Raw genomic sequence first — 22,472 nt, 5'->3', positions numbered from 1 at the left:
TTTTTTATCATATTATCAGCAGTTGTTAGATTTTGCTTCTGTTGGGAATTTGAAAAGAATTAAAGTTTAATTTTACCCCTTAATTTTAAGGGCATTCATGGTAGGAGCAGCACGCAAATACGTTTTTGATTTTGATAGTACCCTGACTAGGGTGGAAGCGCTTGATGTTTTGGCAGAAATTACGCTTCAAGGAAAATCAAACAAAGATGAGGTAATTCAGGAAATCCAGGAAATCACCAACTTGGGAATCGACGGGGATATTTCGTTTACCGAATCGCTGGAGCGCCGCATCCGCTTGCTTAATGCCCATAAGGATAATCTTGAAGGTTTGGTGGTGGAGTTACGCCAGAAAATATCAAAGTCCATCGCTTCCAACAAGGAATTTTTTGAAAAGTATTCTGAAGATATTTATGTAATTTCATGCGGATTCAAAGAGTTTATTGACCCTATTGTCCAGGAGTACAATATTCCTTCGGAGAGAGTATACGCCAATACTTTCAAGTTTGATGAAGATGGGAATATTATCGGATTTGATGAAGCCAATGTACTTGCCTCGCATAATGGGAAAATCGAATGCCTAAAGCATTTGGACTTGGATGGGGAAGTACAGGTTATTGGTGATGGATACAGTGATTATGTCATGCGGGAGGCTGGGTTGGCCCATAAGTTTTTTGCATACACCGAAAACGTACATAGAGACAAGGCGGCCAACAATGCAGACCATGTAGCACCTAGTTTAGATGAATTTCTTTTTGTGAACGACTTACCTAGAAACCTATCATATCCAAAGAACAGAATCAAGATTCTGTTGTTGGAAAATGTGCATCCAGATGCCTTCGAAAACCTTTCTGAAGATGGTTTTTCCGTGGAGCTGGTAAAACATAGTTTACCGGAAGAGGAACTCATCGAAAAAATTAAAGGTGTTCACGTTCTAGGAATTCGTTCCAAGACTCAGGTGACCCAAAAGGTATTGGATGCCGCAAACAAATTGTTGGTGGTGGGCGCATTTTGCATTGGTACTACACAAATTGATTTGGAATACGCTAAGAAAAAGGGAGTCGTGGTCTTCAACGCACCTTATAGCAATACGCGTTCCGTAGTGGAACTTGCGATTGGACAGATTATTATGCTTATGCGGAACGTCTTTACCCGTAGTTCCGAAATCCATACCGGGCAATGGAATAAAACCGCCCTCAACTCAAAGGAAGTTCGGGGGAAAAACCTAGGAATTATCGGTTACGGTAATATCGGTAAACAATTATCTGTTTTGGCGGAGGCCATGGGGATGCGCGTTTATTATTATGACGTAGCTGATAAGTTAGCACTGGGAAATGCAATTAAATGCAGCACTTTGGAAGAATTGCTTTCCGTTTCTGATGTGGTTACCCTGCATGTGGATGACAACAAAGCCAACAAAAACTTTATTGGTGAGCGAGAGATTAACCAAATGCGTGATGGTGCCTACCTGATAAATCTCTCCCGTGGTTTTGTTGTGGATATAGATGCTTTGGCAGTTGCTCTCAAAGCAGAAAAATTAGCAGGTGCGGCGGTAGATGTTTACCCTGTTGAACCTCGAAGCAATGGAGAGTTTACCACTCCACTTCAAGGCCTTTCCAATGTGATTTTGACCCCGCACGTAGGCGGCAGTACCGAGGAAGCGCAGCGAGATATTGCCGATTTTGTTCCAAACAAGATAATGGACTACATCAACTCTGGAAATACCGTAGATGCAGTTAATTTTCCTAATATTCGCCTACCAAAACAGAATAATGCACACCGTTTTCTTCATATTCACCGAAATGTACCGGGTATCATGGCCAAAATCAATGAGGTGTTGGCTAAATATGAAATGAACATTACCGGGCAATACCTCTCCACGGATAGTGACGTTGGTTACGTAATTTCAGATTTGGACAAGGACTATAACAAAGAAGTAGTCAAAGCACTGAAAAATGTGGAAAACACGATCAAGTTTAGAGTACTGTACTAGTAGAATTACCTAAGTATTTACAGAAAACAGATTTCACCTATTCAAAAGAGACGTTCACAACATTTCTAGGGCGTTCTTTACCTTTTTGAACTAATTTGTAAGCAAATTCTTATAAAATAATTTAATGAAGGTCAGGGGAGTAAAGCTTTTTAAAAAGGGTTTCCGTGCATATTATTTACTTGTGGTTTCGGTAGTCTTGTTGACAATTCTCATCCAGAGTCTTACGCAATACACCCTTAGCGAGCAAAGGTCGACGGCATTGGTGGTCAACCTTGCTGGTAGACAGCGTATGTTGAGTCAAAGATTGCTTAACGAACTCTATTCCTGTAGGTTTCATAGATGTGACTATGCTGAAATGAAACTGACGCTGACCAAATTATATCAAATGAACGAAATTTTGCAGAAGGGAAGTGTGGGGCTCAAAATTGAGCCTTTAGAGGATCCCGAGATTCTAAGGGAGTTTGAAAGATTGGAACCCCATTTGGAATGGTTGTATGCCGAACTTCGTGATTTTCAAAATTTTGATGCTATCAATTTTAGTGATGTACGCTATCGGGTAGACCGTTTTTTGGTTATCATGGATGGTATTGTAAATATGTTTCAAAAGAAATCAGAAAAGGGAATCAAGACCATGATGGTGGTTGAGTTGGAACTTGCCATTTTTTCCATCTTTATTATCCTTTTTGAATTTTTGTTCATAGTAAACCCAATCATCAATAGAATTTTAGACCAAAAGAAAAAGCTATCTGAAATTGCTTGGCACCAGTCCCATGTGTTTAATTCCCATATGAAAAACATTACGGATTTGCAGTATGTTCTAAAGGTGGAGAAGAACCAAGAAAGGCAAAAGGAAATTTATGGCTTTATTTCCGAAGAATTAGATCAGTTGAAAACGGTTTCCCAGAACATGGTCAAGTCGTTGGAAAACACAAGGAAGCAGGAAAAGCCTCATCATTTTGTATTGCGCAAAGTAGAAAATCTGCTGGAAAAGTATACTCCTACATCGAAACAGGAAGAAGTTATTGATGATGATACGGCTCATTCCGTAAAATTGTAAACGCCCTGTATACCTGTTCAATGGCAAATAATCGTACCATTTGATGGGAAAAGGTCATAGAAGACAAACTGATTTTTTCATTGCACCTAGCGTACACTTCCTCCCCAAAGCCGTAGGGCCCACCGATGACAAACACCAATCTTTTTAAACCGCTGTTCATTTTTTTCTGCAAGTAATTGGAAAATGACATTGACGTAAAGGATTTGCCTTTTTCATCTAGCAGTACTACGACATCTGAACTTTCTATCTGTGCCAAAATAAGTGCCCCCTCTTTCTCTTTTTGTTGCGATTCTGAAAGGTTCTTACTGTTTTTTAGGTCCGGAATAACCAACAATTGAAATTTGATGTAACGTCTTAATCGCTTTTCGTACTTATCAATTAAAGAGGCAAGTTCTTTAGAATCTGTCTTGCCTATGGCCATTAGCGTAATCTGCATAATCAAAAGTAAAGGTTTGCTACTAAACAATATAAACAGACCGCTTTTTAGGATTAATGTTTTTAGTATTTTCGTGTAAACCCCATCTAAATGATTGCCCAGGAACAGTTCCAAAAGGAAATCGATTTAATAATACAAAATGCCATCAGGGAAGATGTCGGTGATGGTGACCATAGTTCATTAGCCTGTATTCCTTCGACGGCCTTTGGAAAAGCAAAGCTTTTGGTCAAGGATGAAGGGATTATTGCCGGGATAGATTTTGCCAAACAAGTTTTTGCCTTCGTGGATGATAACCTTCAAGTTGAAGAAGTTCTTCAAGATGGTGATTCGGTGAAATATGGGGATATAGCTTTTTATGTTGAGGGAAGTTCCCAAAGTATATTAAAAGCGGAGCGTTTGGTTTTAAATGCTATGCAACGCATGAGTGCCATAGCCACCAAAACAAAATTCTATGTTGATTTATTGGAAGGCACCCAAACCCAAATCTTGGACACTCGGAAAACAACCCCTGGAATACGAGCTTTGGAAAAATGGGCAGTGAAAATAGGAGGAGGGGAAAACCATCGTTTTGCGCTGTATGATATGATCATGTTGAAAGACAACCATATTGATTTTGCTGGAGGGATTACCAAAGCGATTGATAAGACCCATCTATATCTAAAAAAGACAAATAGAAACCTTAAGATTATCGTCGAAGCAAGGGATTTGGAAGAAGTAAAGGAAATTTTGGAATCAGCAGGAGTGTACCGCATCCTATTGGACAATTTCAATTATGAAGACACTCGTAAAGCAGTTGAATTAATTGGTGACCAATGTCTGACAGAATCCTCTGGGGGAATCAATGAAACTACGATACGAAAATATGCGGAATGTGGGGTCGATTATATTTCTTCGGGTGCATTGACCCATTCTGTTCATAATATGGATTTAAGTTTAAAAGCGCTCTAATATGTCAGTTGCCATTGAAGAGCGCTTGGAAAAAATTCCCATTGTAAATTGGGTGGTAAGGCTTTTAAAGAAGATTAAGTTGAAAGCCTTTGAAGGACTTTCCTTTTATGATTTATTGGAAATGTATGTGGTCGGGATAGTGGAAGGAACCCTGTCGAGTCGTGCCAGTTCTATTGCTTTTAGCTTGTTTATGGCGCTGTTCCCACTTTTAATTTTCTTGATTACCCTTTTGCCCTTTATTATCCCCTACGCTAGTGTGGGCAACGAGAATTTTGATGGCCAGTTTTTGCTTTTCTTGGAATCTTTTTTACCAACAGCGACGAGTGACTATTTCGGGGATATTTATCAGCAGATAAAGGACCAGCGAAGGGGAGGGTTGCTTTCTTCCGCTTTTGTAGTATCCATTTTTTTGGTGGCCAATGGGGTAAATGCCATTTTTAGTGGTTTTGAGAATTCCTATCACGTAGAGTTGACGCGTAATTTTTTTAGACAGTACGCCTATGCTTTGATGGTCGGACTTATCCTTTCCATCTTATTGATTTTTTCCGCAGTGGCCTATGTGTATTTTGAATTCTATGTAGTGGAGTACACTAGTGAATATTTGGGAAAAACCTTGGGATATGACCAGGAGAAAGGAGATACCCTTGGAATACAATTGGCCAAAATCTTATTCTTTATGATTCTCTCGTATTTTACCACGGCCATCCTGTACTATTTTGGTACTGCCGAAGGCAAGAAAGCTCGGTTTTTTTCTGCGGGAGCGCTGATGACGACCTTGCTTTTTATTTTGACTTCGTATCTCTTCGGGGTGTATGTGGAAAAATTTGCCCGGTACAACGAGCTGTACGGCGCTTTGGGAGGATTATTGATTCTGATGGTATTTATTTGGTTGAATTCCAATATTTTGCTGTTGGGATTTGAATTGAACGCAACATTGAACTCATTGAAAAAGAAACATGAAAATCAAAAATTGGGGTAGCTATTTAATGGTTGCAGCTTTCCTAGTGGTTACACAATCAACACAGGGGCAAAGCATTTTTGGAAAATGGAAAACCATTGACGATAAAACGGGAATTACAAAAGCCATTGTGGAAGTATACCAAGAAAAGGGATTGCTTAATGCCAAGATTGTCCGAGTGTTGGAAAAGGGTAGGGAGGATGCTGTTTGCATCAACTGCAAAGGAGATTTGAAGGACAAGCCAGTAAAAGGCATGCATATCATTAGGAATTTTAAAAAAAATGGTGATAACGAATATAAGGGCAGTAATTTGTTGGACCCCGAAAGCGGAACGACGTATCGAGGAAAGTTATGGCTGGATTCCAAAGACCCCGATAAGCTAAAGGTACGCGGTTATGTGGCGTTCCTGTACAGAACGCAGACTTGGCATAGAATAAAAGAAGGCGAATAATATGTCATGGTTCTTGGATGTAGTGCTCCCCATTCCTTTGGAGCGGCGTTTTACCTATCAAATCACCCAAGAAGAAGCCCACTTTATTAAAAGAGGCATGCGGATAGCTGTGCCTTTCGGAAAGTCAAAAATCTATACGGCACTTGCTTTTGAAGTTCACAACCAAGCTCCGGAGGCCTATGAGGCCAAACCCATATACCAGATTTTGGATGAAACTCCGTTGGTAAATGAAATTCAGTTTGAGCATTGGCTGTGGATTGCGGAATATTATATGTGCACCTTAGGGGAGGTCATTCGCACCGTTTTGCCCAGTGCCTTCCTTTTGGAAAGTGAAACCTTGATTTTACCCAACAAGGACTCCGATGTTGATGATATGGCTCTTAAGGATGACGAGTTTTTGATATTTGAGGCATTGCAATATCAATCAGCACTTAAGATTTCTGAAGTTGCTGAAATTGTGGACAAGAAAAATGTTCTTCCCCTTGTACACCGATTGGTTCAAAAAGGCGTAGTTCTTTTAAAGGAAGAACTTTACGAGCAATACAAGCCCAAACAGGTCCGATTTATACGTCTGAGCTCAGCCTATGAGCAGGAAGCGCATTTGGAAGATTTACTGACCACACTTTCTAGGGCTCCACAGCAGAGTAAAGTATTGTTGGCCCTATTTCAATTGACCGCAAAGGCCAAAAAACCAATTTCTCTTAAAGAATTGCTCAAAGAAAGCGGGGTTTCCAGAGCTGTTGTAAAGAGTTTGGTCAATAAGGGCATTCTAGAAGAATATCAGGTACAGCAGGACCGTGTTTCATTTGATGGTGAAGCAACCAACGCTGAAGTCATTTTAAATGAACATCAACAAAAAGCCCTGGAGTTCATACAATCAAACTTTGGCAAGGACAAAGTGACCTTGCTTCATGGGGTTACTTCTTCAGGAAAGACTGAGGTATATTTTAAGTGTATTGATGAAGCAATTCAAGAAGGAAAACAAGTATTGTATCTACTTCCGGAAATTGCATTGACTTCGCAGCTAATCGGTCGACTTAGGGATTATTTCGGTGATAAAATTGCGGTCTATCATTCCAAATACAGCATTCATGAGCGAGTGGAGGCGTGGCAAAATGTCTTGAAGAATTCTGAAAAAGCGCAGATAGTCATTGGTGCACGTTCCGCCTTGTTTTTGCCTTATTCCAATTTGGGTTTAGTGGTAGTTGATGAAGAACACGAGAACTCCTTTAAGCAATTTGACCCGGCACCGAGATACCATGCCAGGGATGCAGCGGTGGTTTTGGCGGCATTGCATAAGGCGAACTGTGTTTTGGGCAGCGCAACACCCAGCATGGAAAGCATGGATAATGTGAAGAAGGGAAAGTATGGCTATGCGCATATTCAATATCGATATGGCGAAGCGCTTATGCCCGATGTGAAGCTTGTGGATTTAAAGGATGCCACCAAAAGAAAGCGAATGAAAGGTCACTTTTCCGAAACGCTATTTCTAGCCATTGAGGAAGCCTTAGGTGAAGGTGAGCAAATCATACTTTTTCAAAATCGTAGAGGTTTTGCACCCATTGTGGAATGCACTACCTGCGGCCATGTAGCGCAATGCCCCAATTGTGATGTGAGTTTGACCTATCACCAACAGCGAAATGAACTCAGATGTCATTATTGTGGGTATCACATACCCCTACAGCAGAGTTGCCAGGCTTGTGGTAGTAACACTTTGGATAAGAAGGGATTTGGAACGGAACAAATTGAATCCGAATTAAAAGAACTGTTCCCAGAAGCCCATGTCGGACGAATGGATTTGGATACTACTCGGGGTAAATATGCCTACGAAAAATTGATAAGTGCTTTTGAGCAACAAGAGTTGGACATTTTAGTGGGTACCCAAATGGTGGTAAAGGGGTTGGATTTTAGAAATGTTGGCTTGGTTGGGGTAATGAACGCGGATTCCCTTCTGAACTTTCCCGATTATCGTTCCCATGAGCGTACATTTCAGATGTTGACCCAAGTGGCTGGAAGGGCAGGAAGAACCCAAAAACAGGGAAAGGTACTCATCCAAACCTATAACCCCTATCATCAGATACTTCAGCAGGTGACCACAAATGAATACGACAAGATGTTTGAACAGCAATACTACGAGAGGGAGCAGTTCAAATACCCACCAATTGTTCGTATCATAAAAATCACCTTAAAGGATAAGGACTTTAATAAACTCAATGAAGCTGCACTATGGTTCGCCCAATCATTGACGAATGTTTTGAAGTGTTCGGTTTTGGGGCCCGAATATCCTCCTGTTTCCAGAATACGAAGGGATTATCTTAAAAATGTTTTGGTAAAGGTTCCCAAAAACCTATCGATAGCCCAAACAAAAAATAGCATTAAAAGAATTGAAAAATCTTTTAATGCTATTTCCAAGTATAAAAGTGTAAGACTGGTCTACAATGTAGACCACATATAATTTATACGTTGGCCAAAGCTTCGGCCAATTCAGTCTTTTTGTTTCTACTTAATGGAATCTGTCTGCCCCCCACTTCAACATTTTTACTGTTGAATTTCTCAATTTTTTCCAGATTCACAATGTATGATTTATGTATCCTTAGAAACTTTTCAGCAGGTAACTGCTTTTCAAAGGATTTCATGGTTGATAGGATAACAATATTGGCTTCATCAGTAACCAATTTGATGTAGTCACCCAGTGCTTCAATCCATTTAATGTCGTTTAAGATAACCTTACGCTTTTTAAGATTACTTTTTACAAAGATATGCTCCTCGTCCTCATCTACACGGTTCATTTGCTCGTACTTGGTTACCGCTCGTTTAACGGATGCCTCAAAACGTGCTAAAGTGATAGGTTTGTGCAAATAATCAGTAACGTCATAATCGAAAGCTTTGAGTGCGTAATCAGGCTTTCCAGTGATTAAAATTACCTGTGGAGGATTTTCCAAGGCTTCCAAAAGGTCGAAACCGCTGATGATAGGCATTTCAACATCTAAGAAAATAAGGTCTATTTCATGGTTTTTCAGGCCGTTCTTTGCTTCGATAGCGTTGCTGTACTCAGCTATCAAGGCAAGGTGAGGATGGTTGTTTACTAGTTTGGCAACTGCCATTCGCTGCATGGAGGAGTCGTCAACTATTATACTTTTTAATTTCATAGAAAGGGGTGATTTGTAGGGTTTTAAATCATCGGCAAATTACACAAAAATGACGTTTAAAGACAACAAAAGATGTAAACATGGTCTATTCTGTTGTGTACTTTGCTATATACGTTATATAGATTTGAAAGGTTCATTCTGTTAATAACTCTTGTACTTTAAACGAAGATTTAATTCTTTTCTTGCGCGGAGAAGTTATTATTGCTAATTTTGCGCTCCTTTAAAAATAAGTATATATGAACCATTACGAAACTGTTTTCATTTTGAATCCCGTTCTATCTGAGACCCAGATAGAGGAAACAGTTAAGAAATTTGAAGATTTCTTAATTAAGAATGGTGCCAAAATGGTCTCTAAAGAGAATTGGGGACTTAAGAAATTGGCCTATCCCATTCAACACAAGAAAAGTGGATTTTACCACTTGTTTGAGTTTACTGTTGATGGCAGCGTTATTGCGCCATACGAACTGGAATTTATCAGAGATGAACGTATCATGCGTTTTTTAACGGTTAAATTGGACAAGCACGCAATTGCTTGGGCAGAGAGAAGAAGAACAAAATTAAAAGCAAACGCATAAGGGTATGGCATCAATAGAGCAACAAGCAAAAGCTAAGAAAGATGGGGAAATCAGATATTTGACCCCATTGAACATTGAAACCAATAAGCAAAAGAAATACTGTAGGTTCAAAAAATCAGGTATTAAGTACATTGATTATAAGGACCCAGACTTTTTGATGAAGTTGGTAAACGAGCAAGGAAAATTGCTTCCAAGACGATTGACAGGAACTTCCTTGAAGTATCAAAGAAAAGTTGCACAGGCAGTTAAACGTGCTCGTCACTTGGCCTTAATGCCCTACGTAGGCGATATGTTAAAATAAAAAGGTAGAAGAAGCATGGAAATTATTTTAAAAGAAGACGTACAGGATTTAGGCTTCAAGGATGATGTGGTAACCGTGAAGAATGGTTACGGTAGAAACTACCTTATTCCTCAAGGTTTGGCTACTTTGGCTACTCCTTCCGCCAAGAAAGTTTTGGCTGAAAATCTGAAGCAAAGAGCCCACAAAGAGAAAAAAATTGTTGATGAGGCCAATAAAGTTGCTGAAGCCTTAAAGCAATTGGAAATTCGTATTCCTGCTAAAGTAGGTGCTGGTGACAAGTTGTTTGGTTCTGTGAGCAATATTGACTTGGCTGCTGCTTTAGAAAAAGCAGGACATCAGTTGGACAGAAAGTTTATCAATATTAAAGGAGGAACTATCAAAAGAGTAGGACCTTATCACGCCCAAATTAGATTGCATAGAGAGGTAATCGTAGATTTCCCATTTGAGGTTATTGCAGAGGCAAAATAGATATCAAGACTTAGTTAATAAGTTGTTAAGAGCTATGCGTGCATAGCTCTTTTTTTTGTCTATGTTTGTAGGTGCTCAATAAACTTTATAACTAACTCATCATGAAAAAAATTCTACCTCTGTGGATACTATTTCTTATGGTATTCTCTTCTGCTTTTTCACAAGTAACTACCTCCAACATCCGAGGGGCTGTTGTTGACGACCAAAGCGTTCCTTTATTTGGAGCTAATGTTGTAGCTGTGCATACCCCAACGGGAACGCGCTACGGAGCTATTACCAACGAAGATGGAAGGTATAACCTTTTAAACCTACGCGTTGGAGGACCGTATGAAGTGACCATATCCTATGTTGGATTTAAAACAGCCGTAAAAAATGATATTTTTCTAACACTGGGTAAAACCTTTAATTACAACCTTACCATGGTATCGGATAGCCAAGCTTTGGATGAGGTTGTTGTGGTTTCTGATGCCACTGGTACTTTTGGTAGTGATAGAACAGGTTCCGAAACCAGTGTGGGTAGAAGGGAACTCACTCGATTGCCCACGATTACTAGGTCTGCTCAAGATTTTACTCGATTGGAGCCCACTTCGGACGGGAATTCCTTTGGTGGACGTAACTCCCAATACAATAATTTCTCTCTGGATGGTTCCATCTTCAACAATCCATTTGGGTTGGATGCTGCCACACCGGGGGGTCAGACCAATGCGCAACCGATTTCGTTGGATGCAATTGACCAAATTCAGGTCTCTTTGGCACCTTATGATGTAACGCAAGCAGGATTTACAGGTGCCTCGGTTAATGCAGTCACCAAGAGTGGTACCAATGAGCTAAAGGGGACCGTTTACACTTTCTTTAGAAATCAAGATTTGACCGGGAGCAAAGTGGAAGGTGAGGACATCTTCGTTCCGGATTTAACACAAACCCAATTTGGTGTGAGCATTGGAGGACCCATTGTGAAGAATAAGTTGTTCTTCTTCGCCAACTTTGAACGAGACCAAAGGGAAGATTTGGGCTCTAACTTTGTGGCCAACCGAGGTCAATCTGGAAACAATGTTTCCAGGGTCTCCGAAACTGATTTGTTGTTGGTTTCTGATGCTTTGGCAGGTTTGGGTTATGAAACAGGCCCTTTTGAAGGTTTCCTTTTGGATACAGAGTCCACCAAAGGTATTTTCAAACTGGATTGGAATATTGATGACAACAACAGGTTAGCATTGATTTACAACTTCTTGAGAGCATCAAGGGATTTGACGGCGAATGAATTCGCTATTGGCCGTAGAGGTCCAGATGCCACTACATTGCAGTTTGCCAATAGTGGGTATGAGATTAACAATAATATCGATTCCTTTTTGGCAGAATTGAACTCAACCTTCAACAATGGTACAGCGACGAACAAACTACAAATTGGGTATTCCTTTTTTGATGATTTTAGAAATCCATTTTCTACGCCAGCACCTGCTATTAACATTCAGCAAGACGGTGTGCGAGCCATTGTAGCGGGTCATGAACCGTTTTCCATCAATAATAGGTTGGAACAACGCGTATTTCAGATTACCGATAATCTAAACTTTTTCACAGGAAATCACACCTTTACTGTAGGTTTCTCTTATGAGAACTTTGAGTTCTTCAACTCCTTTAACCTGGGCACTTATTTCTTTGCCGATCAGCGAGGAGCTGTTGGGGTTTTTGCTGATTTCCCAAGTGTGGATTCCTTCTTGGATGCTGTCGATAATGGATTAATAGGTGATGCTATAAACAATGCCGAGAATATTTTTGCAGCAAACAACGCAGTCCCAATTGGTACCCCTGGAGGGTGGAATTTGGCAGAAACTAAAGTAGGGCAGTTGGCTTTCTACATTCAGGACGATTGGAATGTAACAGATAACTTTAAATTGACCTATGGTATCCGCGCAGATAGACCTCTTTATTTCAATACCCGAGGATTGATTCAGGAAAACATTGATAGAAAAGGAGGCCTACTTTCCGAGGGTGGAACCTATGCTCCCGATATTCAATATTTTGATGAGAATGGAGAGCCTATTTTCTTGAATAGCTTAGACTTACCTAGCAACGATATTCTTTGGTCACCAAGATTAGGGTTCAATTGGGATGTACGAAGTGATCAAAGCTTCCAAATTCGTGGAGGTACTGGGGTGTTTTCAGGAAGATTCCCATTTGTTTGGGTTGGCAATCAGGTACAGAGCACAGACTTCTTTTTCTATCAAACCACGAATCCTAATTTTCAATTCCCACAAGTATGGCGTAGCAATTTAGGATTGGATTACCGTTTTGAAAATGGAATTGTCGCGAGTACCGATATTATTTATACGGAAGACCTAAACGCCGCCACAGTAAACAATTTTGGTGCTGGAACACCAAATGGCACATTGGCTGGCGTTGATAACAGACCTATTTACCTCCCCACGGATAGGGCCACCATTTTTGGTGGACCTACTAATGCCTATGTATTTTCCAATGTGGATGTAGGATATTCATTCAACTGGACCGTTAAAGTTCAAAAGCAGTTCGATAATAACCTTTTTGCCAGTGTTGCCTACAACTTTTTGGAAAGTTTTGATGCCAATTCACTGGGTGCTGAAATCAGCAGTGATATTTTTGATTTGAATCCTGCTTTTGGTAATGTAAATACTGCGGCAAGCTCACCAAGTTTGTTTGGAAACAGGCACCGAATCATTGGTCAGTTGAACAAATCATGGCAATATGGTGGTGGAACTTGGGGAACTTCCATTGGTGCGTTCTTCGAGTATGCTGAAGGAGGTAGATTCTCGTATACCTATTCTGGGGATATTAATAACGACGGTTCTTTCACCAATGATTTGATTTTCATTCCAACTGCAGCCCAGCTTCAGCAACAACAATTTGCCGCTCCTGAGCAACGGGAGGCTTTTGAAGCTTTTATCCAACAAGATGAGTATTTGAACTCACGAAGGGGGGGCTATGCCGGAAGAAACGATATCCTGACCCCTTGGACAGGCCGTTGGGATGTAAAAATTCTACAGGATTATAACTTCCAAGCAGGGGATAAAAAGAACACCATTCAGTTTAGCGTGGATATCTTAAACCTTGGTAATTTGATAAATTCCAATTGGGGAGTGGTTCAAGACCCGAGAACTACACAGCCTTTGGGTGTTTTTATTGACGACTTGGGTAATCCAGTATATAGTTTCGATACTACGCAGACCAGCACTTTTGTCAACAATCCTGATTTAATTTCAAGATGGCAGATGCAATTCGGCTTACGATACATCTTTAACTAGAACCGACCTAAATTTCTTGAAAGAGGCTGCGCAAAAGCGTGGCCTTTTTTTATTTTTGCCGGATCAATTGAAATGGAATACATGAAATATGCAAGGTTGACACAGCAGCAACTGGAAGAACTTCATCCAGAGTTCATCAATTTTTTGGCTACACAATCCATCACTGCTGACGAGTGGACGCAACTGAAAGAAGAAAAACCCGAAGTTGCAGAGGAGGAACTGGATGTTTTCAGCGACTTGATTTGGGAAGGCGTATTGGCGAAAGTGGAATATCTGGAAAACATATCGGAGCAACACATGCACTTGTTCCATTTAACGGAAAAAGAAATGAAACTTTTTTCGGTCAAAGTATTGAATCCTGAAATTGATTTGCGAACCGAAGTAGGATTTGGTTGGTTTAAACGGAACTTTCAATCCGATTTTGTGGAATACCTTACGGCTTCCAAGGCCTATTCCCAAGATAAAAACAAGGATAAATTCGATTTGATTCAGCAAGGAGCTGTCATTACCAAAGGGGAACTCTACCAATGGTTTGAAAAAATCATGGAATAATCGATATTTGCCAAATAGATTCTACGCGCCGGTTTTGATCATCGAATCAACTATAAAGGAGCTCCCTAATCATTATACTACTTGAATGGCCCAAAAACCATCCATTCCAAAGGGAACCCGTGATTTTTCACCAGCTGAAGTAACCAAGCGAAACTACATTATCGGAGTAATTACCAAGCACTTCGAACGGTTTGGTTTTCAACCCATTGAAACGCCTTCATTTGAAAATTCCGAAACCTTATTGGGCAAATACGGAGAGGAAGGAGATCGCCTGATTTTTAAGATTTTAAATTCGGGGGATTTTATTTCCAAGGTGGATGATGTGACCTATAGTTCCAAGAACTCTGGTTCTTTGGCACCCAAAATAACCGAAAAAGCCTTGCGCTATGATCTCACCGTGCCTTTTGCCCGATATGTGGTCATGCACCAAAATGAAATTGATTTTCCATTCAAACGGTATCAAATACAACCGGTTTGGCGGGCCGACAGACCCCAGAAGGGTCGTTTCCGTGAGTTTTATCAATGCGATGCTGATGTGGTAGGTGCGAATTCTTTGCTCCAGGAAGTGGAGTTTGTACAATTGTACGATGCTGTCTTTACGGATTTGGGACTTGATGGGACCACCATAAAAATCAACAATCGAAAGATATTGTACGGTATTGCGGAGGTAATCGGAGCCCAAAACCGATTGGTGGACTTTACCGTGGCTTTGGACAAACTGGATAAGATAGGGGAGGAGGCTGTTAAAGCTGAAATGGTGAATAAAGGTATTTCTGAAAATGCCATAGCAAAAGCTACCCCTTTGTTTGGGATGATTGGCAACAACCAAGAAAAACTGGAGATTTTAAAGGGATTGTTGTCCGAATCAGAACTCGGAATGGAAGGAATTGCTGAAGTGCAGACCATTCTCGCCCATATTGCGGAATTAGGATTACAAAGTGCTTCGGTAGAGTTGGACGTCACCCTGGCCAGAGGACTCAACTACTATACGGGAGCTATTTTTGAAGTGGCCGCCCCTTCAACAGTTCAAATGGGCTCTATTGGTGGTGGAGGACGATATGATGACCTGACCGGGATTTTTGGATTGAAAGATGTAAGCGGCGTTGGGATTTCCTTTGGATTGGACCGTATTTTTTTGGTACTGGAGGAGTTGGGATTGTTCCCCGAATCTTTGGATACTTCTTTGGATATTCTTTGTCTTAATTTTGGTGAAAAAGAGGGTGCTGCTTCCCTCAAATTAGTGGGTACCCTACGAAGTCTTGGTTTAAGAGCTGATTTATATCCTTCGGCAGCAAAGGTGCAGAAGCAGTTTAAGTATGCAGATAAGCGCAAGGTTCCTTATGTAGTTTTATTGGGTGAAAAAGAATTAAACTCGGGTCAATTCATTGTAAAGGACATGAACACTGGAAATCAGCAGTCTTATTCTTTGGATAATCCTGAAGCGTTCTTTCAGACCCTATAAACGCGATTCGATTTCAGCGATCACTTTTTCGTAACGCATATCCAAATTGGGAACCATGTCCTTGTGGTTCGTTTTGACCCAATCTTTGAACTTTTCCAAAGGAAACCATTCAAGTGTCTCAACTTCGGATTCCTGTTTTTTCAATTGGGTTTGCTGGGATAGTTTACATAGGAAAGTATGGTTGAACTCCCTATCAAAAACGGCTTCTGAATGCTGGTGCTCTGTTTTGAATATGGCAATTTTTTCTAGTTGTTCATTGGAAATTTTCACTCCAATTTCTTCTTCAACTTCCCTAAGGGCACCTAGTTCAATAGGTTCTCCTGCAGCAACATGTCCAGCTACGGAAACATCCCATTTTAATGGGAAAGTGGTTTTGTCTTTTCCGCGCTGTTGAAGCAAAACGAATCCGTTTTTATCGTAACACCAGATATGGACTGTAGGGTGAAAGAGCCCTAAACGGTGTGCTTCGGATTTTAGTTGGGTTTCCCCGATTGGGGTCCCATCATCGTCCAAAATATCCACCCATTCGTCCATGAATCATATTATTAATGTCATTCTTGCGACCGCGTGCCGCTGAAGCTTTAGCGGTGAGGCAAGGCAGGAATCTATATGTTATTGGCAAAAGATTCCCACTTTCGTGGGAATGACAAATCAATCAAAATAACTAAAGGTCTCACCAGGTTTTATAGCCAAAAGGGTTTCATAAATCAGGCGAATTACATTTTCCACATCATCCTTGTGCACGGTCTCCACAGTAGTGTGCATGTACCGCAGAGGAAGAGAAATAAGCGCCGAGGCCACCCCACCATTGCTGTAGGCAAAAGCGTCAGTATCCGTTCCCGTATATCGCGAAGAAGCCTGTCTTTGGAATGGAATTTCCTTAACTTCGGCAGTTTCAATGATACGTTCCCGCAGTTTCTGTTGCACAGCCGGTGCGTAAGAAATAACAGGACCTTTCCCAATGGAACAATCTCCTTGAACCTTTTTCTCTATCATTGGAGTAGTAGTATCATGGGTAACATCCGTAACGATAGCCACATTGGGTTTTATGGTTTGCGTAATCATTTCAGCCCCTCTCAATCCAATTTCTTCCTGAACAGAGTTGGTAATGTACAGACCAAAAGGTAATTTTTTCTTATTCTCATGCAGTAGACGGGCTACTTCGGCTATCATAAATCCACCTGCTCGGTTATCCAGGGCACGACAGACAAATTTGTCTTTGTTCAAAACATGAAACTCGTCAGGATAGGTAATCACACAACCCACATGAACCCCCATTTTCTCTACTTCCTCTTTGTCCTTAGCACCGATATCAATGAAAATGTTATCCAGTTTTGGCGCTTCTTCTTTTCCAGCCTTTCGGGTGTGAATTGCCGGCCAGCCAAAAACGCCTTTAACTATCCCATTTTTCGTGTGAATGTTCACCCATTTCGAAGGGGCGATTTGGTGGTCACTACCCCCATTACGAATCACATAGAGCAAACCATTATCTGTAATATAGTTGACGTACCAGGAAATTTCATCAGAGTGCCCTTCAATGACCACTTTGTAATCTGCCTCTGGATTAATAACGGCAACTGCAGTACCATAGGTGTCGGTGATAAAATCATCAACATAAGGTTTAAGGTACTCCATCCAGATTTTTTGACCTTCCCACTCGTACCCAGTAGGAGAGGCATTGTTTAGATATTTTTCAAAGAATTTTAAGGATTGGTCGGTAATAATATTCGGTGTTGCCATGTATTTGGATTAAGAGACAAACTTAACAATATTCACTTTTATTTAATAGCCCATTTTTGGCTTTATCCTTAATTTTAACCCAACATTTGTTAAAGAAATTCAATCTTGAAGTACCAAATCGCTGCTATATTATCCCTTTTGATGTGTTCTGTGTTTTCACAGGAAATATCCAAGGATTCGGTGACGGAATATTATGTTCGATTTGAAGGAGATTCCATTTTGCGTAGCTCCATTGAGCTGGATGAGGTGTTTATTTTTAGCAAGTTGGAGTTTGCCAATAGGCAGGAAAAACTACGCTATTATATTTTGAGGCGTAAGACTTTAAAGGTATATCCCTATGCCAAATTGGCTGCGGAGAGATTGGTGGAACTGAATGATAGTCTGGATAAAATTAAACGAAAACGACATAGAAAACGGTATACCAAAAAGGTTCAAAAATATATAGAAGGAGAGTTTGCCGAAGAACTTAAAAAACTAACTCGGACCGAGGGACAGATACTGATTAAATTGATTTACCGACAAACAGGTAAGACTGCTTTTGCTCTAGTAAAAGAATTGCGAAGTGGTTGGCGGGCCTTCTGGTATAATACAACTGCTAAGGCTTTCAAAATAAGTATTAAGGAGGAATTCCATCCGGAATATATACACGAAGACTATCTTATAGAGGATATTCTACAACGCGCCTTTGCTTCGGAGAAATTGGTAAGACAAAAGTCGGTATTGGACTACGACTATGCGCTTCTAAGCAATAAATGGAAAAAAGAGACGAAGACCCAAAAAAAGTAGCCTTTATTCCTTTTCCTTCTTTCCGAACAAAGCATCCATAAAAATTTTTATAGTATAAAATCCTAACCCAATGGCCGTAATGGCCAAAAGTAGTCCAATAACCAATACTGGAATATAGGCTGGGTGGTCTTCGTTCTTAAATGCCTGATATATGGTAAAAGGAGCCAAAAACATTACACCAGTGGTGTAGCCAATAAACTTGATTCCTTTAACCAAAAGCTCCTTATTTGTGCGCATGGCATCTAATGTAGCCATATTGCTTTATATTTAATAATCACTGACTCAAATACTCATGGTTTTTATTGTACTTATCGGCGCGATACTGTTCATTATTTTGGCAACGGTTCGTTTAAAAATGCATCCCGTGCTTTCGTTGACCATTGCTGCTGTAGGTGCAGGATTAATGCTAGGCATGACCCCTTCTGATATTTTGAAAACCATGGGGGAGGGGTTGGGAAAAACGCTCTCTGGAATAGCATTGGTTATTGCTTTTGGAAGTATAATCGGGATTTATCTTGAAAAAACAGGAGCCACACAGATTCTGGCACAAACCATTTTGAAGATAGTAGGAAACAAGAAATCTCCTATGGCGATTAATCTAGCTGGGTTCATAGTTTCCATACCGGTCTTTTGTGATTCGGGCTTTATCATATTATCACGGCTGAACAAAGCGCTAAGTAAGAAAAGTGGGTTTCCAGTTCTTGTCTTCGCCATAGCTTTGGCAACAGGATTGTATGCTGCCCACGTTTTTGTACCCCCTACACCTGGACCTTTGGCAGCGGCGGCAATACTGGAGGCAGACCTGGGGTTGGTTATGCTATTGGGGTTGTTGGTTGCACTTCCTGTTTCCCTAACCGGTTACTTTTGGGCACGGTTTTCAGGCAAATCGTTGAAACAGTCTATGGATGGAGAAGAAAACATTTCGGAAGAAACCCACCTGGATGAGGACTCAACTATGCAACCCATCCAAGCCTTTTTGCCACTACTGGTACCGATTTTCTTAATTGCACTAAAATCCATTGTGAATCACCCCAATCATCCTTTCGGAGAAGGAAGTGTTTTCTGGGTCCTCGATTTTATGGGCAATCCGATTATTGCTCTTTTGATTGGTGTCGTTTTTGCCTTTGCTTTGGCCCGAAGAGTTTCTTTGAAAGAAAAACAGGGCTGGGTTCCTGAGGCCTTGAAACAAGCTGGCGCCATTGTGTTAATAACGGGTGCTGGTGGAGCTTTCGGTGCAATACTACGAACTATTGATATTGCAGAATCCTTCGACTTAAATGTTTCTTCTGGCTGGCTGGGTCTTCTTATCATTTTTCTGATTGCAGCCACCTTAAAAACGGCCCAAGGCTCTTCGACTGTTGCAATTATTACCACCTCGGCTATTATTGCGCCTTTATTAACCAATATGGGTTTAGTATCGGAAATGGACAAGGCACTTTCCGTTTTAGCGGTAGGAGCTGGTGCCATGACAGTATCACATATTAATGATAGTTATTTTTGGGTGGTATCCCAATTCTCTAATATGGAAGTAAAGGAGGCATTAAAAGGATTCACCTTGGCTACCTTAATTCAAGGTCTAGTAGGTTTGACTGCCTTGATGGTTCTATATTTAGCAGTCTCCTAAGCGCATCACTCTATGGTCAAGCTTGAGATAAACTCCTGAACTATTTCATATTCCATTGCAAAAAGTCGGGGTTGATTTACATCGTCCACTATGGTTAGATTATCCAAATCTATATGGTAAAAAACGTTGCCCCAGATTTAAGTGAAATTCTGGGATTCATCTACCTAAATAACTGCATCCACCACCAATCGATTTTCTGTTTTCGATAAGTCTGCAACTATACCATCTTCACAGGAAACAATGGTATACTGGTAAACACGGCGGTCGTCTTAGGTCAAAACTTAAAATTATAAGTTACAGAGGGGATAATCCCAAAAATTGAGGTACGCAAGGCTTCATTTCTTCCTGTGTCTTCATTTTCCCTAAAGTTAATGGATGCCGCATTCATTCGGTTGTATACATTATAAATACTGAATACCCATTCTGACTGCACTTTTTTTCTTTTGTTTCTTTTTGGAGTTAAAGTGGCGGAAACATCCAAACGATGAAAATCGGGTAACCGCTCTTGATTTCTTAGTCCAAAAAACGGTACGGTTAAACCTTGGAATTCAAATTGGCCCTCAGGAAAATTAGTGGGCTGGCCCGTTTGGTAAATAAAGTTGGCATTGAAATTCCATTTTTCAGAGATGTCATAGCTTGCGAACACAGAAATATCATGGGTTTTGTCAAAAGGGGTACTGTACCATTCGCCAAAATTAATCCCAGTTTCCAAATTGGGTTCCCCGTTATCGAAAGGTAAGGTTCTTCCTGGAGTTCTTTGTTCCGATCTCGAAAGGGTATATGCCAACCACCCTTTAAATGCGCCTTGATTTTTTCTTAGTAGTAATTCCAATCCATAGGCCCGGGCCTCCCCATTTAAGATTACTTGTTCGATTGCGTCGTTTGCGATAAGGTCAGCCCCATCTATGTAATCAATTCTGTTTTGAATGTCTTTATAGAATGCTTCCACTTCCAAGGAAAACTCGCCCTCATTAATATTCCGGAAATACCCTACGGCATATTGGTCCAGCAATTGAGGTTCTACAAAAGGACCGCTGGGGGTCCATACATCCAAAGGGGTAGGGGAGTTAGTATTGGAAAGCAAGTGTAGATATTGGGCCAGACGTGTATAGCTTGCCTTTATCGAACTTTTTCCTTTGAAGTTATAAGCTAATGAAATACGAGGTTCCAGGTTGGTAAATCGCTCCAAGCTACCACCTCGACCGGGATTTATAGTTTCAATAGGTTCAGCCTCCCTGTAGACCCGCAACAAAGGGTCGAATATGACGGGATTGTCATTTTCATAGACAAAAAGCTCATCTTGTCCCAATCGATTGAAGTGACTTACACGTAACCCATAGTTTAAGCTGAGTTGTTCACTTACCTTATGCTCAACGCTGACGTAAGCGGCAGTTTCATTGGCATATTTTTTTGTGAGTTGGTCTTCAACGATACCCGAATCTTCCCGGTTGGGTTTTATTTTACCAGGATTGAAAACATAATATATGTTGTTCAATCCGTAATCCAGCGTGATTTTGTCATTTAAGTAGTGTTTTAGGTCATACTTTAAATTAAAGTTTTGAATGCCGGAATCCCATTCAAAACCCACAAAATCAAGTTCTAGACCATAGAAATAATCAGAATATATAACGGAAAGATTGGAAAACAACTTGTCAGAAAACAAATGGTTCCATCTAAAGTTACCTACAGCGTTTCCATAAACGTTGACAAAACTATCATTGATGCTGAAAAGGTCACGACCAAAATAACCAGATAAAAAGATGCTGTTTCTGTCATTGATTTTATGGTTGATTTTAGTATTTAAATCGTAGAAGTAGGCTCTATTGTTAATATCAAATAGGGGAAGAAACAAATGCGCATAGGAAGCTCTTCCTCCCACAAGAAATGCGGTTCGGTCCTTGTCAATTGGACCTTCTATCAACAATCGACTTGCAACAGCACCAATACCGCCACTAACTTTGAGTTCCTTACTATTGCCTTCTTTCTGAAAAATATCCAATACGGACGACACTCTTCCTCCGTATCTCGCAGGAATCCCTCCCTTGAACAGTTTTACATCTTTTATGGCATCTGGATTAAAAACAGAAAAGAAGCCGAATAGGTGGGATGAATTGAAGACTATGGCTTCATCCAAGAGAATTAGGTTTTGGTCAGCCGCTCCACCCCGAACATTAAATCCAGAAGAAGCTTCCCCCGCATTGGTGACCCCGGGCAGGAGAATCAAGGATTTTATTATATCTGCCTCTCCCAAAACAACAGGAACTTGTTTTATGGTTTGGGATGATAGACTGTTTACACTTATTTGAGGTTTTTTGATATCCAACCTTTCCACATCATCGGTGACCACCACCTCATCCAATTCGGACATTTCCTCCACTAGGCGGTAGTCCTTTTTTATATTTTCAATAAGTGAAATACGCTCTCGAATATCCTGAAAACCCAGATAACTGATGATAACTTCGTATTCTCCTTCAGGTAATGTAATCGAGTAAAAACCGTATTCATTGGTCGTTACTCCTGTGCTTAACTCGGGAAATACTAGGGTAACACCAATTAGGGTTTCATTACTGGAAGCTTCGGAAATGGTTCCGCTAAGAGTAAATTTTTCTTGTGCTGAAAGGAAGGTACAGGCTATAAAAAATATGAGGGGTGCGTATTTTCTCAGAAAAAGAACATGGTTCATACGGCTGCTACTGAATA

General features: G+C 40.6%; 20 protein-coding genes. 14 read left to right on the top strand and 6 right to left on the bottom strand.

Going from position 1 to position 22,472, the window contains the following annotated elements; translation table 11 throughout:
• The first annotated feature begins 97 nt into the window (after positions 1-97).
• Both serA and ACSLUF_RS10255 read left to right on the top strand, forming a co-directional pair.
• Positions 98-1,990 carry a phosphoglycerate dehydrogenase gene (gene serA, locus ACSLUF_RS10260; RefSeq protein WP_435622688.1) on the top strand — a complete coding sequence of 631 codons (1,893 nt, stop codon included), beginning with the start codon at positions 98-100 and terminating at the stop codon, positions 1,988-1,990.
• A gap of 124 nt (positions 1,991-2,114) precedes the next feature.
• Complete coding sequence (locus ACSLUF_RS10255; protein ID WP_435622687.1) at positions 2,115-3,047, top strand: type IV pili methyl-accepting chemotaxis transducer N-terminal domain-containing protein; 933 nt, start codon at positions 2,115-2,117, stop codon at positions 3,045-3,047.
• Here ACSLUF_RS10255 and rlmH read toward each other — a convergent pair.
• On the bottom strand, positions 3,010-3,483 hold the full coding sequence (rlmH, locus tag ACSLUF_RS10250; protein ID WP_435622686.1) for a 23S rRNA (pseudouridine(1915)-N(3))-methyltransferase RlmH: 474 nt from the start codon (positions 3,481-3,483) through the stop codon (positions 3,010-3,012). The genes ACSLUF_RS10255 and rlmH overlap by 38 nt on opposite strands.
• Before the next feature lie 90 nt (positions 3,484-3,573).
• Between rlmH and nadC the strand changes: the two genes are divergently transcribed.
• Genes nadC through priA form a run of 4 tightly spaced genes read left to right on the top strand, consistent with a single transcriptional unit; the run spans position 3,574 to position 8,295 of the window.
• A complete protein-coding gene (gene nadC, locus ACSLUF_RS10245) occupies positions 3,574-4,431 on the top strand; it encodes a carboxylating nicotinate-nucleotide diphosphorylase (RefSeq protein WP_435622685.1) in 858 nt (285 codons plus the stop codon).
• Between the two features lies 1 nt (position 4,432).
• Positions 4,433-5,410: a YihY/virulence factor BrkB family protein gene (locus tag ACSLUF_RS10240; protein WP_435622684.1), complete on the top strand. Its 978-nt coding sequence runs from the start codon at positions 4,433-4,435 to the stop codon at positions 5,408-5,410.
• Positions 5,388-5,840 carry a DUF2147 domain-containing protein gene (locus ACSLUF_RS10235; protein ID WP_435622683.1) on the top strand — a complete coding sequence of 151 codons (453 nt, stop codon included), beginning with the start codon at positions 5,388-5,390 and terminating at the stop codon, positions 5,838-5,840. Before ACSLUF_RS10240 ends, ACSLUF_RS10235 begins: the two co-directional genes overlap by 23 nt.
• Before the next feature lies 1 nt (position 5,841).
• Positions 5,842-8,295: a replication restart helicase PriA gene (priA, locus tag ACSLUF_RS10230; protein ID WP_435622682.1), complete on the top strand. Its 2,454-nt coding sequence runs from the start codon at positions 5,842-5,844 to the stop codon at positions 8,293-8,295.
• 1 nt (position 8,296) lies between these two features.
• Here the strand turns inward: priA and ACSLUF_RS10225 are convergent, their stop codons facing one another.
• Complete coding sequence (locus ACSLUF_RS10225; RefSeq protein WP_106145735.1) at positions 8,297-8,989, bottom strand: LytR/AlgR family response regulator transcription factor; 693 nt, start codon at positions 8,987-8,989, stop codon at positions 8,297-8,299.
• 236 nt (positions 8,990-9,225) lie between these two features.
• On the opposite strand from ACSLUF_RS10225, the gene rpsF reads away from it, so the two are divergent.
• From rpsF to hisS, 6 genes are all read left to right on the top strand, one after another.
• Positions 9,226-9,564, top strand: coding sequence for a 30S ribosomal protein S6 (gene rpsF / locus ACSLUF_RS10220; RefSeq protein WP_435622681.1), 339 nt, complete (start codon positions 9,226-9,228; stop codon positions 9,562-9,564).
• A 4-nt stretch (positions 9,565-9,568) separates the two neighbouring features.
• Complete coding sequence (gene rpsR, locus ACSLUF_RS10215) at positions 9,569-9,865, top strand: 30S ribosomal protein S18 (RefSeq protein WP_106145737.1); 297 nt, start codon at positions 9,569-9,571, stop codon at positions 9,863-9,865.
• Between the two features lie 15 nt (positions 9,866-9,880).
• Positions 9,881-10,333 carry a 50S ribosomal protein L9 gene (gene rplI / locus ACSLUF_RS10210; RefSeq protein WP_435622680.1) on the top strand — a complete coding sequence of 151 codons (453 nt, stop codon included), beginning with the start codon at positions 9,881-9,883 and terminating at the stop codon, positions 10,331-10,333.
• 101 nt (positions 10,334-10,434) lie between these two features.
• Positions 10,435-13,608 carry a TonB-dependent receptor gene (locus tag ACSLUF_RS10205; protein WP_435622679.1) on the top strand — a complete coding sequence of 1,058 codons (3,174 nt, stop codon included), beginning with the start codon at positions 10,435-10,437 and terminating at the stop codon, positions 13,606-13,608.
• A gap of 81 nt (positions 13,609-13,689) precedes the next feature.
• Complete coding sequence (locus ACSLUF_RS10200) at positions 13,690-14,160, top strand: DUF6495 family protein (protein ID WP_435622678.1); 471 nt, start codon at positions 13,690-13,692, stop codon at positions 14,158-14,160.
• An 85-nt stretch (positions 14,161-14,245) separates the two neighbouring features.
• Positions 14,246-15,622, top strand: coding sequence for a histidine--tRNA ligase (gene hisS / locus ACSLUF_RS10195; RefSeq protein ID WP_435622677.1), 1,377 nt, complete (start codon positions 14,246-14,248; stop codon positions 15,620-15,622).
• On the opposite strand, the gene ACSLUF_RS10190 is transcribed toward hisS, so the two are convergent.
• Positions 15,617-16,156, bottom strand: a complete 540-nt coding sequence (locus ACSLUF_RS10190) for an NUDIX hydrolase (RefSeq protein ID WP_435622676.1) — start codon at positions 16,154-16,156, stop codon at positions 15,617-15,619. The two genes, hisS and ACSLUF_RS10190, sit on opposite strands and share 6 nt — an antisense overlap.
• A gap of 117 nt (positions 16,157-16,273) precedes the next feature.
• Positions 16,274-17,362, bottom strand: coding sequence for a M42 family metallopeptidase (locus tag ACSLUF_RS10185; RefSeq protein WP_435622675.1), 1,089 nt, complete (start codon positions 17,360-17,362; stop codon positions 16,274-16,276).
• 141 nt (positions 17,363-17,503) lie between these two features.
• Between ACSLUF_RS10185 and ACSLUF_RS10180 the strand changes: the two genes are divergently transcribed.
• Positions 17,504-18,148, top strand: a complete 645-nt coding sequence (locus ACSLUF_RS10180) for a DUF4294 domain-containing protein (protein WP_435625831.1) — start codon at positions 17,504-17,506, stop codon at positions 18,146-18,148.
• Between the two features lie 3 nt (positions 18,149-18,151).
• Here the strand turns inward: ACSLUF_RS10180 and ACSLUF_RS10175 are convergent, their stop codons facing one another.
• Complete coding sequence (locus tag ACSLUF_RS10175) at positions 18,152-18,403, bottom strand: DUF6095 family protein (RefSeq protein WP_435622674.1); 252 nt, start codon at positions 18,401-18,403, stop codon at positions 18,152-18,154.
• Positions 18,404-18,440: 37 nt separating this feature from the next.
• Here ACSLUF_RS10175 and ACSLUF_RS10170 point away from each other — a divergent pair, with 37 nt between their 5' ends.
• Entirely contained in the window at positions 18,441-19,772 is a 1,332-nt protein-coding gene (locus ACSLUF_RS10170; protein ID WP_435622673.1) for a GntP family permease, read from the top strand.
• A gap of 274 nt (positions 19,773-20,046) precedes the next feature.
• Here the strand turns inward: ACSLUF_RS10170 and ACSLUF_RS10165 are convergent, their stop codons facing one another.
• The gene (locus ACSLUF_RS10165) at positions 20,047-22,455 is read right to left on the bottom strand and encodes a TonB-dependent receptor (RefSeq protein ID WP_435625830.1); all 2,409 of its coding nucleotides are present in this window, start codon (positions 22,453-22,455) and stop codon (positions 20,047-20,049) included.
• Between the last annotated feature and the right edge of the window lie 17 nt (positions 22,456-22,472).

The organism is Flagellimonas sp., assembly GCF_965601775.1.
Taxonomy (GTDB): Bacteria; Bacteroidota; Bacteroidia; order Flavobacteriales; family Flavobacteriaceae; genus Flagellimonas.
This window is presented reverse-complemented; position numbering and strand designations above follow the sequence as displayed.